Source organism: Rossellomorea sp. y25 (assembly GCF_038049935.1).
Classification (GTDB): Bacteria; Bacillota; Bacilli; order Bacillales; family Bacillaceae_B; genus Rossellomorea.
In genome coordinates this window covers 4,449,088-4,464,657 of the sequence record NZ_CP145886.1, presented here as the reverse complement: position 1 = coordinate 4,464,657, position 15,570 = coordinate 4,449,088, and the positions used below count along the sequence as shown (strand labels likewise).

General features: G+C 43.8%; 14 protein-coding genes and 1 riboswitch. Of the genes, 13 read left to right on the top strand and 1 reads right to left on the bottom strand.

Annotated elements, in window-relative coordinates; all coding sequences use genetic code 11:
* Positions 1-146 precede the first annotated feature (146 nt).
* The 6 genes from AAEM60_RS22220 to AAEM60_RS22195 all read left to right on the top strand — a co-directional run bounded on the left by AAEM60_RS22220 (position 147) and on the right by AAEM60_RS22195 (position 7,511).
* The gene (locus AAEM60_RS22220) at positions 147-329 is read left to right on the top strand and encodes a hypothetical protein (protein ID WP_299746522.1); all 183 of its coding nucleotides are present in this window, start codon (positions 147-149) and stop codon (positions 327-329) included.
* A gap of 152 nt (positions 330-481) precedes the next feature.
* Positions 482-1,063, top strand: coding sequence for a DNA-directed RNA polymerase subunit delta (gene rpoE / locus AAEM60_RS22215; protein ID WP_341357179.1), 582 nt, complete (start codon positions 482-484; stop codon positions 1,061-1,063).
* A gap of 461 nt (positions 1,064-1,524) precedes the next feature.
* Positions 1,525-3,129, top strand: coding sequence for a CTP synthase (locus AAEM60_RS22210; RefSeq protein WP_044340571.1), 1,605 nt, complete (start codon positions 1,525-1,527; stop codon positions 3,127-3,129).
* A 233-nt stretch (positions 3,130-3,362) separates the two neighbouring features.
* A riboswitch (SAM riboswitch) is annotated at positions 3,363-3,469 on the top strand.
* Positions 3,470-3,915: 446 nt separating this feature from the next.
* Positions 3,916-5,001, top strand: a complete 1,086-nt coding sequence (locus AAEM60_RS22205; protein WP_341357178.1) for a sugar ABC transporter substrate-binding protein — start codon at positions 3,916-3,918, stop codon at positions 4,999-5,001.
* Positions 5,002-5,017: 16 nt separating this feature from the next.
* Positions 5,018-6,553: a sugar ABC transporter ATP-binding protein gene (locus AAEM60_RS22200; protein ID WP_341357177.1), complete on the top strand. Its 1,536-nt coding sequence runs from the start codon at positions 5,018-5,020 to the stop codon at positions 6,551-6,553.
* Positions 6,522-7,511, top strand: a complete 990-nt coding sequence (locus tag AAEM60_RS22195) for an ABC transporter permease (RefSeq protein ID WP_299746505.1) — start codon at positions 6,522-6,524, stop codon at positions 7,509-7,511. The genes AAEM60_RS22200 and AAEM60_RS22195 overlap by 32 nt, the downstream gene beginning before the upstream one ends.
* A 53-nt stretch (positions 7,512-7,564) precedes the next feature.
* On the opposite strand, the gene AAEM60_RS22190 is transcribed toward AAEM60_RS22195, so the two are convergent.
* Entirely contained in the window at positions 7,565-8,089 is a 525-nt protein-coding gene (locus AAEM60_RS22190) for a DUF2529 domain-containing protein (protein WP_299746503.1), read from the bottom strand.
* 205 nt (positions 8,090-8,294) lie between these two features.
* Between AAEM60_RS22190 and AAEM60_RS22185 the strand changes: the two genes are divergently transcribed.
* The 7 genes from AAEM60_RS22185 to rpmE all read left to right on the top strand — a co-directional run bounded on the left by AAEM60_RS22185 (position 8,295) and on the right by rpmE (position 15,350).
* The gene (locus AAEM60_RS22185) at positions 8,295-8,657 is read left to right on the top strand and encodes a response regulator (protein ID WP_148971206.1); all 363 of its coding nucleotides are present in this window, start codon (positions 8,295-8,297) and stop codon (positions 8,655-8,657) included.
* Between the two features lie 180 nt (positions 8,658-8,837).
* Positions 8,838-9,695 carry a class IIb fructose-bisphosphate aldolase FdaB gene (gene fdaB / locus AAEM60_RS22180; protein ID WP_299746498.1) on the top strand — a complete coding sequence of 286 codons (858 nt, stop codon included), beginning with the start codon at positions 8,838-8,840 and terminating at the stop codon, positions 9,693-9,695.
* Between the two features lie 179 nt (positions 9,696-9,874).
* Positions 9,875-10,516, top strand: a complete 642-nt coding sequence (gene fsa, locus AAEM60_RS22175; RefSeq protein ID WP_299746496.1) for a fructose-6-phosphate aldolase — start codon at positions 9,875-9,877, stop codon at positions 10,514-10,516.
* Between the two features lie 190 nt (positions 10,517-10,706).
* Positions 10,707-11,990, top strand: a complete 1,284-nt coding sequence (locus tag AAEM60_RS22170; RefSeq protein ID WP_098351489.1) for a UDP-N-acetylglucosamine 1-carboxyvinyltransferase — start codon at positions 10,707-10,709, stop codon at positions 11,988-11,990.
* A 377-nt stretch (positions 11,991-12,367) separates the two neighbouring features.
* Entirely contained in the window at positions 12,368-13,330 is a 963-nt protein-coding gene (gene glpX, locus AAEM60_RS22165; RefSeq protein ID WP_299746491.1) for a class II fructose-bisphosphatase, read from the top strand.
* A gap of 331 nt (positions 13,331-13,661) precedes the next feature.
* Positions 13,662-14,924 carry a transcription termination factor Rho gene (gene rho, locus AAEM60_RS22160; protein WP_044340561.1) on the top strand — a complete coding sequence of 421 codons (1,263 nt, stop codon included), beginning with the start codon at positions 13,662-13,664 and terminating at the stop codon, positions 14,922-14,924.
* Between the two features lie 213 nt (positions 14,925-15,137).
* Positions 15,138-15,350 carry a 50S ribosomal protein L31 gene (gene rpmE, locus AAEM60_RS22155; RefSeq protein WP_034765123.1) on the top strand — a complete coding sequence of 71 codons (213 nt, stop codon included), beginning with the start codon at positions 15,138-15,140 and terminating at the stop codon, positions 15,348-15,350.
* Positions 15,351-15,570: the final 220 nt, after the last annotated feature.

Below are 15,570 nucleotides of genomic sequence, written 5' to 3'. Positions count from 1 at the left end.
AAAAGTCCATAAACAGTCTATCCTTTAAACAAAATCAACCAATTTTTAACACGATCTTAATAGTAGTCGGGTATCATTTCCTTTATAATGAGAATTATCAGACAGGTGAATGGATAAGAACGATATATACGTTTGGATGTGAGACTGTGAAGACCATTTTTCGTTATATACTATTGACCATCATCATATTCGCAGCTGTATTTCTATATCAATTGCAATTAGGGGCGATTCCTTTTTTTCTACTCTCTTTCTATCTTTTCTATGAAGCGTTCCGTGTGATCCGAAACGGTGAAAAAGAAGAGGAGTGGGAAAGTGGGAGGCCATCCTGACCCCAGGTTGTGAAAAAAATGCGAGAAAAACTAGATAGCTATAGCATAAAGTCTTTTATATTGTTTATAATGATTAATATGGTTAGAATTGATAATGGAGAATTTTTGCCCTTTTTTACTCTACTTAGTAGAGTGTGAAATAGAGAAAGGAAGTGCGTAAATTGAGTCTTAAGCAGTTATCCAAAGAAGAATTACGTCAAACATCATTTATTGAGTTGGCACATGAAATTTTAGTAGAGAAAAAGCAAGCAATGGCATTCGAAGAAGTAGTCAAAGAAATTAAAGGTTTGCTTGAAATCTCTGATAAAGAGGTTCGCAGCCGTTTACTTCAATTCTATACGGACCTGAATATCGATGGACGCTTTATTGCCATGGGTGATAATCGTTGGGGATTAAGAGAATGGTATCCGGTTGATCAAATCGAGGAAGAAACCGTTCCAACAATGAAATCCAGCAAAAAGAAAAAAGCGAAGAAAAAAGACGATGAAGATCTGGATCTGGATGATTTCGATGATCTGGACGATGAAGATCTTGATTACGATGACCTTGATGACACGGACGATGACGACGATCTGACGGATGACGACGACGATGTGGATGCCGTTGACGATGAAGACGAAGATCTGGACATCGATGAAGACGATGATGAACTCGAAATCGATGAATTTGATGAAGTAGATGATGATGAAGACGAAGAAGAAGAAGAGTTAGAAGAAGATGAGGAAGAGAAGTAATCTCTTCGACTGGAATGGCTGCTCCCCAAAAGGTATTTTGCCTTCGGGGAGCTTTTTAATATGCTCAAAATGATTGAAAATTCTATTCTTATTCAGTGCTTGACTTCTTCCTCACAGGAAGGTAGTATTTTATTTGGGCTCCCTAAAAAGGGACGAATAACGTATATCACGCTCCCCTTACATGTTTGTAAGCGGGGCGTTTTTTATTTTTGTAAGAAGAAAGCTTTGACATAATAGGGTTTTACCTAAACCTTATGTGTGGAGGATCTATCTTTTCAAAACCCCTTACATTTTTATGTATATTGATAATAAGAGGCTGTCTTTTAGCGGTTTATGCAGATGAATTTATTTTATGAGAATGGACTTGTCCTTCTTTGAACAAGATAAATTCATGACATGAATACATAGGAGACACCCTCTACTTTTTTTGAACCAAACTTACTTTGAAGGGGGACATATACATGACTAAGTATATTTTCGTAACAGGCGGCGTAGTGTCGTCACTAGGGAAAGGGATCACAGCAGCGTCCCTTGGTAGACTATTGAAAAACCGTGGAGTGAGCGTCACGATCCAGAAGTTTGATCCATACATCAACGTGGATCCAGGAACGATGAGTCCATATCAGCACGGTGAAGTATTCGTAACCGATGATGGTGCAGAAACGGATCTTGACTTAGGTCACTACGAGCGTTTCGTTGATATAAACTTAACGAAATACAGCTCTGTGACAACGGGTAAAATCTATTCAACTGTACTGAAGAAAGAGCGTCGCGGTGATTATCTTGGTGGAACGGTACAAGTTATCCCACACATCACGAATGAAATCAAAGAGCGCGTATACCGTGCCGGACGCGAAACCAATTCAGATGTCGTAATCACGGAAATCGGCGGAACAGTAGGGGATATCGAATCTCTGCCATTCCTTGAAGCCATTCGCCAGATCAAGAGCGATGTAGGCCGTGACAATGTGATGTATATCCACTGTACACTTGTACCTTACATCAAGGCAGCTGGTGAAATGAAAACAAAACCGACTCAGCATAGCGTAAAAGAGCTTCGCAGTCTTGGTATACAGCCAAATGTCATCGTCGTGCGTACAGAAATGCCAATGACTCAAGACATGAAAGACAAAATCGCGTTATTCTGTGATATTGATAAAAATGCTGTAATCGAAGCAATGGACGCAGATACACTATACTCTGTACCACTTGCACTACAGGATCAAAAGCTTGATGAAATCACATGTCAGCACTTGAAGCTTAATTGCCACGAAGCAGACATGACCGAGTGGAATGAACTCGTTGATAGAGTGAAAAACCTGTCCCGTAAAACAAGAATCGCCCTGGTAGGGAAGTATGTTGAACTGCAGGATGCGTATATCTCAGTAGTGGAAGCCCTTCGTCACGCAGGCTACCATTTCGATAGCGACATCGAAGTAAGATGGTTGAACTCTGAGCTGATCGACAACGCAAATGTAGCAGAAAAACTGGCAGATGTAGATGGAATCCTTGTACCAGGTGGCTTCGGTGACCGTGGAGTAGAAGGGAAAATCGCTGCGACTCAATATGCCCGTGAAAACAAGGTACCTTTCCTCGGAATCTGCCTTGGTATGCAGCTGGCATCTGTAGAATACGCACGTAATGTTCTTGGATTGGAAGGAGCTCACTCTGCTGAGTTAAATCCTGAAACGCCATACCCTGTCATCGACCTTTTACCAGAACAAAAGGATATCGAAGATCTTGGTGGGACACTGCGTCTTGGACTATACCCATGTAAGCTGACAAAAGGTTCAAAAGCCTATGCGGCCTACGACGGAGAAGTGGTTTATGAGCGTCACCGCCACCGCTTCGAATTCAACAATCACTACCGTGAGCAAATGGAAAAAGCCGGCTTCATCTTCTCAGGCACAAGCCCTGATGGCCGTCTTGTGGAAATCATCGAGCTAAGCGATCACCCATGGTTCGTCGCATCTCAATTCCATCCTGAATTCACTTCACGCCCGACACGCCCGCAGCCTCTATTCAGAGACTTCGTGGAAGCGTCACTTGCGTATGGTGAGAAATAAGATTTGATTATGTAACTGCTCTCCCAGGTTTGGGAGGGCGGTTTTTTTTAGGGTGGGGGTGGCCGATTTTTAAGGGGAATCGGAATTTATCGACCATTCTACAAATAACGACAATTTTCACGAACTCCTCTTTTATCTCATCTATAAAATTTTCCAAAAAAGAATATTGACAATATTCCCGCATATCGTTAACATATCGTTTATAGCATGCGAACTATACCAAATTTCATAATCTCTTATAAAGAGTTGGCAGAGGGACTGGCCCGATGACGCCCGGCAACCTACCGTTTAGACGGAAAGGTGCTAAGACCTGCAGGAAGAATTTCCTGAGTGATAAGAGTACGTTTATTTATACATAAACCTCTTTTCTCTTGGGAAAAGGGGTTTTTTTATTTGCAAAGAATGTTTTGTGAACTTTGTTGCTTTTAAAGGGAAAGTGCTGATTGATTTCCGCTCCAGGTGTACGGAGGTCGATAATAGCTTTAAAGTAGGGATACTTTCCTTTAGATTGCTCTGTCAATACTGAGCTCTGTCACGGAAATCTCTTATAGATGGTGAGGGGAACTGCGTAGACTCCTGCGGAAAAACGGGCGTGCCGAGACCCCGGAAGCGAAGATGAGGAGGCTCGGCCGTACGCTAGCTGCAAGCGGAGCGGTTCCCCTCACCATCCAGCACATACTGGTTGACAGAGCCTTTGCAGATCCCGGTTTTAAAACAACAAATATCTTTTATGAAAAGAATATTTTAAAAAATTGAGGCATATCACCTCGGGAGGAGAAAAGAAAGATGAAAAAAACGGCATCATTATTCGTATTACTCGCACTTATTTTCAGTTTAGTCGCTTGTCAGCCAAAGGTATCCCAGGAAGCGGACGCAGACAGTGGAGAGAAGAAGGAAGCAACATCTGATCATCCATTGGCCAATAAAAAGATCGCCCTTATTATGCAAATCAATTTAGGGACATTTTCCGCTCAATACATAGAAGGTGTCAAAGAGCAGGTAGAGAAGTTTGGGGGCAAGATTCAAGTATTTACGTCTGAAGGGGACCTGGCAAAAATGTCTTCTAACCTGGATGCGGCCATCAATCAAAAGTTTGATGGGATCCTCATCGATCATGGAACGAAAGAAGCACTGCAATCAGGGGTGGAAAAAGCGAAGGAACAAAACATTCCGGTTGTCGTATTCGATGCGGATGTTGCTTCAGAAGAGGTGACGGTCCTCGAACAGGGTGATCAGCAAATGGCTGAACAAACCTTGACGAAGCTTTCAGATGAGATTGGCGGTAAGGGTGAGATCGTGAAAATTTGGGTTGCAGGCTTTGCCCCGATGGAAAGACGCCAAGTAGCCTATCAGGAGTTTTTAGAAAAAAATCCTGATATTAAAGAGGTGGCGGCATTTGGAGCGGCTACTCAGAATACAGCACTGGATACACAGGCTCAAATGGAGGCCATATTGAAACAGTATCCGAACAAAGGTGACATCGATGCTGTTTGGGCTGCTTGGGATGAATTTGCAAAAGGCGCCGTTCGGGCAATCGAAGCGGCAGGGAGAGATGAAATCAAAGTATATGGAATCGACATGAGTGATGAAGACCTGCAAATCATTCAAAAAGATGGAAGCCCGTGGGTGGCATCGGCAGCCGTTGATCCGAAAGATATCGGACGCGTGCAGGTCCGGTTTTTATATCAAAAGCTAAATGGCGAGGAAACGCCTGAGAAAGTAAAGCTTGAGCCGGTATTTATTGAAAAAGAAGCATTGCCTGAAGAAACGATTACCACAGATCAATTACACGAGCATGTAGATGGCTGGGGAGCAAGTGAGCAAGGCTATACAGATGAATTAAAAACGCTTGAAGGATCGTTCAAAGAGTAGAAAGGAGTTAAAAGAGATGACGTCTCCACTGTTAGAAATGATCAATATCAATAAAACCTTCTCAGGAGTGAAAGCCCTAAAGAATGCAAGCTTCGATGTGAAAGAGGGGGAGGTCCATGCCCTCTTGGGGGCGAATGGTGCTGGGAAAAGTACGCTGATGAAGATTTTATCAGGAGCCTATGTGCAGGACAGCGGAGACATCATCCTTCACTCTGAAAAAAGAGACTATCAATCTCCGAAAGAAGCGAAGGAGCATGGCATCCATTGCGTGTACCAGGAAGTGGACACGGCCATTGTCCCTGGACTTTCTGTAGCGGAAAATATCGTCCTTGATCAGTTCTCACAAAAAGGTTTCTTCTTTATTACTAAAAAGTCATTAAAGAAAGAAGCGTCGGAGGCGCTTAGACGCATCGGGGCAGAAACCATTCCCCTCGGTCAGCCTGCGTCACACTTAAGTCTCGCTGAAAAGCAGCTGGTGCTCATTGCCAGAAGCCTGCTTCAACAAGCGAAAGTATTGATTTTGGATGAACCAACGGCACCTTTAAGTTCTTCTGAGACGGAAAAGTTATTCCGAGTCATAGAAGATTTAAAGAAAGAGAGAGTAGGGGTCATTTTCATCTCTCACAGGCTCCCGGAAGTATTTCAGCTTTCCGATCGCATCACGGTCATGAGAGACGGAGAGACCATTGGAACGTTTGGAACACAACAAACAACCTCTCACAAGATCATTGAAGCCATGCTTGGAGGAACATATAGAGAAGAGTTTCAGAAAAGAACGCTGCCGATCGGTGAAACGCTTTACGAAGTGAGGGGGCTCGAAGACGGACAAAAGGTGAAGGATATCCATTTATCCGTTAAGGCAGGAGAAGTAGTCGGAGTGGTCGGGCTTGTGGGAGCGGGAAAAACCGAGCTTGCCAAAGCCTTATTCGGAGCCTCTCAGGTAGAATCGGGTGACTATTTTCTGGGAGGAAAGAAGCTGAGGATTCACTCTCCCCGGGATGCGGTTCAAAATGGTCTGGCACTTGTTCCGGAAGAAAGACGAAAAGAAGGGTTGTTCATTCATGAAACCGTTCAGCACAACCTTAGCTTTCCTTCTTTAAGAAAAGTCTCCAACTGGTTATGGATCAACGGTCGCAAAGAACGTGAGCTGGCCCGTGAAAAAATCCGATCCCTTGGAATTAAAACCGCTCATGAAAGAATCCAGGCCAACTTTTTAAGCGGAGGAAACCAGCAGAAGGTTTCAATAGGGAAATGGCTGTCCGATGAAGCTTCGGTGTTTTTATTTGATGAACCGACGAAGGGCGTGGACGTGGGAGCGAAGAAAGAGATATTTTCCCTGATTCAATCCCTTGCAGAAAAAGAGAAGGGTATTCTCTACTTTTCCTGTGAAATACAAGAAATCCTGGCGATCTCGGACCGGATACTCGTCATGTATGATGGCCGGATCGTCAAAGAACTGACAAAAGAAGAAGCAACTCAAGAACTCATATTGTTTTATGCTTCAGGAGGGATCCAAGCGCATGAAAGGCAAGATACTCGACTTACTATTTAAATACGGGGCCATCGTGTTGATGGCCGCGATTCTACTATTTTTCAGCTTATATAATCCATTTTTCTTCACCTATGGAAATCTATCAGACATTCTCCGCTCGATTTCCATCGTCACATTAGTGGCATTAGGGGTAACCTTTACTCTCGTCGTCGATGGCTTTGACCTTTCAGTGGGATCGACGGTTTCCCTGTCTACCGTTGTGACGGCTTCATTGATGGTCTGGTATGAAGCGCCGTTGTGGATCGTGCTCCTTGTTCCATTGTTGGTGGGAGCGGGAGTCGGGTTATTCAATTCGCTGTTGATCGTTAAATTTGGAATTCCGGATTTGCTTGCTACATTAGGGGCCATGTATATTATTTCAGGTGTTCATCGGACGTATACGGAAGGGTACTCGATCTACAATCATATGCCGATGACAACTGGCGGGACAGCCCCGGGGGAATTTTCAGAAGCGTTCCTCTGGATCGGCCAGGGAAAGTGGCTCGGATTGCCGGTACCGGTATGGATCATGCTCGTGTTGGTCGGAATCGTCTATGTGATCATGCATTTCACGAGATGGGGGCGCATTTTGTATATGACAGGGGGTAACGCAGAAGCGTCACGCTTATCAGGTGTCAGGGTGACCCGGGTGAAGTTGATTGCCTACGTTCTCTCAGGTGTATTCGCATCGATTGGAGGAATCCTGTTCACAGCCCGGGTCGGATCAGGACAGATGGATGCCGGTGGCCCGCTCCTCATGGAAGCAGTCGCCGCTGTGTTTGTCGGCTTCTCCGTCTTGGGCGCAGGAAAACCGAATATCCTCGGCACCTTCTTTGGGGCAGCGTTGATAGGGGTCCTGCTGAATGGATTGACGATGATGAATCTACCATACTATGCATTTGAAATTATTAAAGGAAGCGTACTGGTATTGGCATTGGCAGTGACGTATGTGCATGCCAAGAAGGTGCGGGGGGCTTGAAGTTTGTAAGAGAGGCGCCCTATTTGGATGCCTCTCTTTTTTTTGGTTGAGGATTACTCCTCATACTCCTCCAACATCTCACGGATCACAAACCCCAGCGCAAAATAAAGATAAAGGGCAGCCATGCTGGAAGGGAAGCTTACACGCTCACCGATTTCATCGCCTGGAAGCATGCCTTTGATCACTTTCGTATCTAAGTGAACATCGGCTAAGTCCAACAGATTCTCTGCACCCTCTACCAATCCAGAGACAGCCACGAATGGCACACCTTCATCAGCCAGTTTTTTCCCTAACTCCACAGCATCCTCATCAGTTGAAAAGCGGCTGACGACTAATACACGATCAGCTTCCGTCAGTTGGGTAGAACCATTATATCTTTTAGCAGAAGGAAGAGGTTCAGCACCAAACAAAGCCTCGGCTGTGACGGCTTCCATCTCCCCGTGACCTGCAATGTAAATATTCCCCTGCCCGATGGCAGCTTGGGCAAGCAGGCGGGCACCGTCTTCAATTTCGAATTCCTGCTTATCATAAATGCGTTTGAACAGTCCAGTTAACTGTGTTGTAAACATTTTTATCATAGAATGAACTCTCCTTATATATTTAGCTTCGACATTTGTCATCGTAACGCTTATTATAAAGGGGGAAAAGGTCTTAAGTAAAATCTTGATAAGAAGCAGGATTTTTTACAGGAAAAAGAGAATTAGTAATAAATATACAATTATTAGCCGGTTATTTTGCTTAGTAATACATAACTTACTTTAATAATGAAGGGGATTGGGATGGATGAATGAGAAAATTCTTATTGTAGACGATCAATTTGGTATTAGGATTCTATTAAATGAAGTGTTACAAAAGGAAGGCTACCAAACATTTCAGGCAGCGAACGGAATCCAGGCGCTTGAAATTGTAGATCAGCATTCCCCTGATTTGGTTTTGCTGGATATGAAGATTCCGGGTATGGATGGGATCGAAATCCTGAAGAGAATGAAGCAGAAGGATGCAGATATCCGCGTCATTATTATGACAGCGTACGGAGAATTGGATATGATTCAGGAAGCAAAGGATTTGGGAGCGCTTACTCATTTTGCGAAGCCGTTTGATATCGACGACATCAGACAGGCGGTAAAACAATATATTCCAGCTTAATGGTATTATTTGAATAGTGAAAATAGTAGTATTTTTAACAATTCGCCTCTTCAGTTGGTAAAATCAATTCTGTTTTGGTATGATACAAGTGAAATTGTAAACAATGTCACATGGTGCTATAAATAACACCGCCATTTCTACTAGAATGGCTCACTGACTGAATAAAAGGAGGAAATTACTATGCCTTTAGTTTCAATGAAAGACATGCTAATTCAAGCAAAAGAAAACAGCTATGCGGTAGGTCAATTCAACCTGAATAACCTTGAGTTCACTCAAGCGATCCTACAAGCGGCTGAAGAAGAAAAATCACCTGTCATCCTTGGTGTTTCTGAAGGGGCAGCGCGTTACATGAGCGGCTTCAAAACAGTTGTGAAAATGGTTGAAGGTCTTATGGAAGACTTAAACATCACAGTACCTGTTGCGATCCACTTGGACCACGGTTCAAGCTATGACAAATGTAAAGAAGCAATAGATGCAGGATTTACTTCTGTTATGATCGACGCTTCTCACGGTCCTTTTGAGGAGAACATTGAAATCACTTCTAAAGTGGTTGAATATGCCCACTCTAAAGGTGTTTCTGTTGAAGCTGAGCTTGGAACTGTTGGTGGACAAGAGGATGACGTAGTAGCAGATGGCGTTATCTATGCAGATCCAAAAGAGTGTCAAGAATTAGTGGAACGCACTGGTATTGATACACTTGCACCTGCACTTGGTTCTGTTCACGGTCCTTACAAAGGTGAACCAAATCTTGGATTCAAAGAAATGGAAGAAATCGGTGCGGCGACTGGAGTACCTCTAGTACTTCACGGTGGTACTGGAATTCCTACAAAAGATATCCAAAAAGCGATTTCTTACGGAACTGCTAAAATCAACGTAAACACTGAAAACCAAATTGCTTCAGCTAAAGCAGTACGTGAAGTGCTTGCAGCTGACACTGAAGTATATGATCCACGTAAATACATGGGGCCGGCTCGTGAAGCGATCAAAGCGACAGTTGCTGGAAAAATGCGCGAATTTGGTTCTTCTAACCAAGCGTAATAGATAGGTAATGTTTGGAAAGTCCTTCGTGATAGATTACGGACATTCCTTATGTGGTAGAAAAAGAATGAAGCGGTAGGATGGGACTGGCACCAGGAGAGGGTTGATACCTTTTTGGGTCAGTCCCTTCCGTTCATTAAAAGATGATTGAAAATTTTGTCGAAAATGGGGTATAGTGAATGAAATTTTTCATAGACACAGCAAACATGAGTGAAATTCAAGAAGCATTTGAATGGGGTATTCTTTCAGGAGTGACAACGAATCCGTCGCTTGTCGCGAAAGAAAAAAACGTAACATTTGAAGATCGATTAAAAGAAATCACAGATTTAGTTCCTGGTTCTGTAAGCGCTGAAGTCATCGCGACAGATGCTGAAGGAATGATCAAAGAGGGCAGGGAGCTTGCTAAGATCGCACCTAACATTACGGTTAAGCTTCCAATGACGCCGGATGGCCTGAAAGCGACATCTACTTTTGCTAAAGAAGGAATTAAGACAAATGTCACGCTGATTTTTAGTGCGAACCAAGCGCTTTTAGCGGCTCGTGCTGGAGCGACGTATGTTTCGCCTTTTTTAGGAAGATTAGATGATATCGGTCATGATGGTCTTGAGCTTGTATCCAAGATCGCTGAAATCTTTGCGATTCATGGTTTGGAAACAGAAATCATTGCAGCTTCAACCCGTCACCCTCAGCATATTACTGAAGCTGCCTTAAGAGGAGCGCATATTGCGACAGTGCCTCTGAAAGTGTTGAAGCAATTGTTCCATCATCCGCTGACGGATAAAGGAATTGAAGCGTTTCTGAATGATTGGAACAACCGCTAATCTTAGGTCAATCGGTCTAACCTAAAAAAATTCGATTATCCTATACATGTTTTGACGAATTATGTATACACTAGTAGACAATACTTCTTAGAACGTCTTCTATTGGAAAAATAATCCTTTTTGTTCTTGGTGTGCGGAGTCTTACAGCCATGGGGCTTCTTCGTCAACGAACAGTGGAAGGGAGTTTAATATGGAAAAGCTAAAAATTGCAGGAGGTTATCCCCTTGAAGGAACCATTAAAGTCAGTGGGGCCAAAAATAGTGCGGTAGCCTTGATCCCGGCAACCATTCTTGCTGATTCACCAGTCACAATCGAAGGGTTACCAGACATCTCTGATGTACGGACACTGAAAGATCTATTAGAAGAGATCGGTGGTTCAGTCACGTTGGAAGATGGGGATATGAGTGTAGATCCAAGCCAAATGGTGTCCATGCCTTTACCGAGCGGAAAGGTGAAGAAGCTTCGTGCTTCCTATTATTTAATGGGAGCGATGCTTGGACGATTCAAAAAAGCGGTCATCGGATTACCGGGTGGATGTCATCTTGGCCCGCGTCCGATTGATCAACACATCAAGGGCTTCGAGGCTCTTGGAGCAGAAGTGACGAATGAACAAGGTGCGATATATTTACGCGCCGATGAATTAAAGGGTGCCCGTATCTACCTTGACGTTGTCAGTGTAGGGGCAACCATTAATATTATGCTTGCCGCTGTACGGGCAAAAGGCAGAACGATTATTGAAAATGCGGCAAAAGAACCTGAGATCATCGACGTAGCTACATTACTAAGTAATATGGGTGCGAAGATCAAAGGGGCAGGAACCGATGTGATCCGCATTGATGGTGTAGACGAGCTTCACGGCTGCCGTCATACAATCATCCCTGACCGGATAGAAGCTGGAACGTTCATGATTCTTGCAGCAGCAGTCGGGAAAGGTGTGCTTGTTGACAACGTTATCCCATTACATATGGAATCTGTCATTGCCAAGCTCCGTGAGATGGGCGTTCCTGTTGAAACAAACGACGATCAAATCTATATCGGCAGAGCGGACAAGCTCAAATCCGTTGACGTGAAAACACTGGTGTACCCAGGGTTCCCGACAGATCTGCAGCAGCCGTTTACCACATTATTGAACCGGGCAGAAGGTTCCGCTGTCGTAACAGACACCATCTATTCAGCCCGCTTCAAGCATATCGATGAACTGAGAAGAATGAATGCGACGATCAAGGTGGAAGGTCGCTCGGCCATCGTCAATGGACCTGTACAATTACAAGGCGCCAAAGTGAAAGCAAGTGATCTGCGCGCAGGAGCGGCCCTTGTCATCGCCGGCCTAATGGCAGAAGGAATCACAGAAGTGACCGGTCTCGAGCATATCGACCGCGGCTACAGCGACCTCGTTGCCAAGCTCGAAGGCCTAGGAGCGACAATCTGGCGTGAAAAAATGTCAGCGGAAGAATTGGAGCAGATGAAGTCATAGATTCTTAAAGCTGTACTATTGCATAGAAGGTTGTTTCCACTAGGAGTAATGGTAAAACATTTAAAACTAAGTTGATTGGAACGGAAGGGTGCTCGACTCCTGCGGGAGAAGCGGGAAAGTAAGAAAAGCGGAGGCTCACCGCCCGCCCCGCGGAAAGCAAGCACCCTGGAGTGGAAATCAACAACTACTCGCTTTTTGTTAATTTCCTTAAATATTTCCAATATGACCAGTTCTTTTTCGACTATATGAACCATTGTGTCCTACTTTTTTCGAAAAAAAATCTCTCCACCCTCTTTAATGTGTTACAATAAATCTGTTAATATGTTATACAATTAAAGAATATTGTAAAACAAAAGGGAATACGGGAGGCTATATACATGGAAAGAAGTTTATCAATGGAGCTTGTTCGAGTAACAGAGGGGGCTGCCCTTGCATCGGCTCGCTGGATGGGTCGCGGTAAGAAGGATGAAGCAGATGATGCTGCAACCTCTGCTATGCGCGATGTATTCGATACAGTACCGATGAAGGGAACAGTTGTCATCGGTGAAGGTGAAATGGATGAAGCTCCAATGCTTTATATCGGTGAGAAACTAGGGACAGGCTATGGTCCGCGTGTAGATGTGGCCGTTGATCCGTTGGAAGGAACGAATATCGTTGCTTCCGGAGGCTGGAATGCACTGGCGGTACTCGCGGTGGCAGACCACGGAAACCTACTGAACGCACCGGATATGTATATGGATAAAATCGCAGTAGGACCAGAAGCAGTTGGGGAAATTGATATTAACGCTTCTGTGATCGATAATCTAAAGGCCGTTGCAAAAGCAAAGAACAAAGACATCGAAGACGTAGTTGCAACCGTCTTGAATCGTCCTCGTCATGAGCATATCATTCAGCAGCTGAGAGAGGCGGGAGCCCGTATCAAGCTGATCAATGATGGTGATGTAGCAGGAGCTATGAATACAGCATTCGATCATACGGGTGTCGATATTTTATTCGGTTCCGGCGGTGCTCCAGAGGGGGTACTTGCTGCCGTTGCGTTGAAATGCTTAGGTGGAGAAATCCAAGGAAAGCTTTTACCACAGAACGATGCCGAACTGCAGCGCTGTATCAGCATGGGGCTGGATGTGGACAAGATCCTTCGAATGGAAGACCTCGTATGCGGTGATGATGCGATCTTTGCAGCAACAGGTGTAACGGACGGGGAACTGTTAAGAGGTGTTCAGCTTAAAGGAACATACGGTTTGACTCATTCCGTCGTTATGCGTGCGAAGTCTGGAACCGTCCGCTTCATAGACGGCCGTCACAGTCTTCAGAAAAAGCCAAACCTGGTTATGAAATAATAAATAGACATTGAAACATAGAGAGAGAAACAAACTCTTCTTATAAGAGATGAGGGATGGGCAGAGTGTCTTACCATTCTGCCCATGACTACTCTTATCACTCACTTTTTTTCTTCATAGGTGAAGAAATGCTGCCTATCTACAAAATTACCTTCCTTTTTTTACCCAGTCATTGATTCTTGATTAAAAGTATGGTTACAATAGATAAGGTTTTTATCTTCAGCATTTTTTCTATTAGTTTATGCTTCAACATATTTCTTCATTTTTAGAAAAATCTACCCTTCTTTTTATTTATTTTAGGTAGGACAAATTAATAAAGCGTGGTGTCATGATGGAAGAGTTAACAATCTCTAGCTTAGAAAATATGAAGCTTAAAGAGCTTTACGAGCTAGCCAAACAATACAAAGTTTCTTATTATAGTAAATTAACAAAAAAAGAATTGATTTTCGCTATCCTTAAAGTTCGTGCAGAACAAGAAGGCTTCTTCTTTATGGAAGGTGTTCTTGAAATCATCCAATCAGAGGGCTTCGGTTTCTTAAGACCGATCAATTATTCACCAAGCTCTGAGGATATTTATATTTCTGCATCACAAATCCGCCGTTTCGACCTTCGTAACGGGGATAAAGTATCAGGGAAAGTGCGTCCTCCGAAGGAAAACGAACGTTATTTCGGACTGCTTCATGTTGAAATGGTCAATGGAGAAGAACCGGAATCCGCGAAAGAACGTGTCCATTTCCCAGGTCTCACGCCTTTATATCCTGACCGTCAAATGAAACTTGAAACAACACCGAACAAAATCTCAACGCGCATCATGGACCTTATCGCGCCTGTCGGTTTTGGACAACGTGGTTTAGTCGTTGCGCCACCTAAAGCCGGTAAGACGATGCTGATCAAAGAGATCGCAAACTCGATCACAACGAATCATCCTGAAGCGGAATTAATCATTCTTCTGATCGATGAGCGTCCAGAGGAAGTAACGGATATCGAACGTTCTGTAGAAGCAGAAGTCGTAAGCTCTACATTTGATGAAGTACCGGAAAATCACATCAAAGTGGCAGAACTTGTTCTTGAGCGCGCGATGCGTTTAGTGGAGCACAAACGTGATGTGATCATTCTGATGGATAGTATCACTCGTTTAGCCCGTGCTTATAACCTGGTCATCCCTCCAAGTGGACGAACGCTATCCGGAGGTATTGATCCTGCGGCGTTCCACCGTCCGAAACGATTCTTCGGTGCTGCACGTAACATTGAAGAAGGCGGAAGCTTGACAGTTCTCGCTACTGCGCTAGTGGATACAGGATCCCGCATGGACGATGTCATTTATGAAGAGTTCAAAGGAACAGGGAACTTAGAGCTTCATCTTGATCGTTCTCTTGCTGAAAGACGTATTTTCCCGGCCATCGACATCCGTCGTTCCGGAACTCGTAGAGAAGAACTTCTGATCAAACCGGATCATCTTGAAAAGCTATGGGCAATCCGTAAAGCGATGTCCGATCAGCCTGATTTCGCTGAGAAGCTTATGCGCAAGCTGAAGCAATCGAAGACGAATGAAGAGTTTTTCAATGTGTTGACAGAAGAGTCGAAGAAGCGTTAATCTAGTAATCGAATGATTGGAACGATGTCTGTAACTTCCAATTTTTCAGGTTGCAAATATTACTTGTCCTTGTTATAATAGTGTCAATGTGTTTTTAAAAACTGGATGTGGTAAGGGGCTGGCTATAACTCTCATGCTTATGCTCATATCACATATATCTTCGTAATAAATTACTCTGTTTCAGATGATTCAGGGCGGAAGGAGATGAAAGAAATGAAATCAGGAATTCATCCAAAGTACAACACGATCAAAGTTAGCTGTGCTTGCGGTAACGAATTTGAAACTGGTTCTGTAGCGGAAGAAATGCGCGTTGAGGTATGTTCTGAATGCCATCCATTCTACACAGGACGTCAGAAATTCGCTGACGCTGGTGGACGTGTTGACCGTTTCAACAAAAAATACGGTCTTAAAAATCAACAACAATAATGAAGAGCTGGAAGGTCATATCAAATTTCTTTGTGCGTAAGGCATAAAGATATGAGATTGTCACTTCTCTTCTATTAGAAAAACAGGCAAGGATCTTCATGCTTGCCTGTTTTTTATTCTCTTTAAAGCAAATGGTTGAAGAAATAGAGGCAGTTCCAATTGAGCTGTGCCTCTTTTTTTCTGCCAAATTACTGAAAATCAAGCATTATTCCCGTACATA

Bases quoted from the DNA above. Each gene is read 5' to 3' on its own strand.
- AAEM60_RS22210 (WP_044340571.1), top strand. From the start codon at position 1,525: ATGACTAAGTATATTTTCGTAACAGGCGGCGTAGTGTCGTCACTAGGG.
- AAEM60_RS22205 (WP_341357178.1), top strand. From the start codon at position 3,916: ATGAAAAAAACGGCATCATTATTCGTATTACTCGCACTTATTTTCAGT.
- AAEM60_RS22200 (WP_341357177.1), top strand. From the start codon at position 5,018: ATGACGTCTCCACTGTTAGAAATGATCAATATCAATAAAACCTTCTCA.
- AAEM60_RS22195 (WP_299746505.1), top strand. From the start codon at position 6,522: ATGAAAGGCAAGATACTCGACTTACTATTTAAATACGGGGCCATCGTG.
- AAEM60_RS22190 (WP_299746503.1), bottom strand. From the start codon at position 8,089: ATGATAAAAATGTTTACAACACAGTTAACTGGACTGTTCAAACGCATT.
- AAEM60_RS22185 (WP_148971206.1), top strand. From the start codon at position 8,295: ATGAATGAGAAAATTCTTATTGTAGACGATCAATTTGGTATTAGGATT.
- fdaB (WP_299746498.1), top strand. From the start codon at position 8,838: ATGCCTTTAGTTTCAATGAAAGACATGCTAATTCAAGCAAAAGAAAAC.
- fsa (WP_299746496.1), top strand. From the start codon at position 9,875: ATGAAATTTTTCATAGACACAGCAAACATGAGTGAAATTCAAGAAGCA.
- AAEM60_RS22170 (WP_098351489.1), top strand. From the start codon at position 10,707: ATGGAAAAGCTAAAAATTGCAGGAGGTTATCCCCTTGAAGGAACCATT.
- glpX (WP_299746491.1), top strand. From the start codon at position 12,368: ATGGAAAGAAGTTTATCAATGGAGCTTGTTCGAGTAACAGAGGGGGCT.
- rho (WP_044340561.1), top strand. From the start codon at position 13,662: ATGGAAGAGTTAACAATCTCTAGCTTAGAAAATATGAAGCTTAAAGAG.
- rpmE (WP_034765123.1), top strand. From the start codon at position 15,138: ATGAAATCAGGAATTCATCCAAAGTACAACACGATCAAAGTTAGCTGT.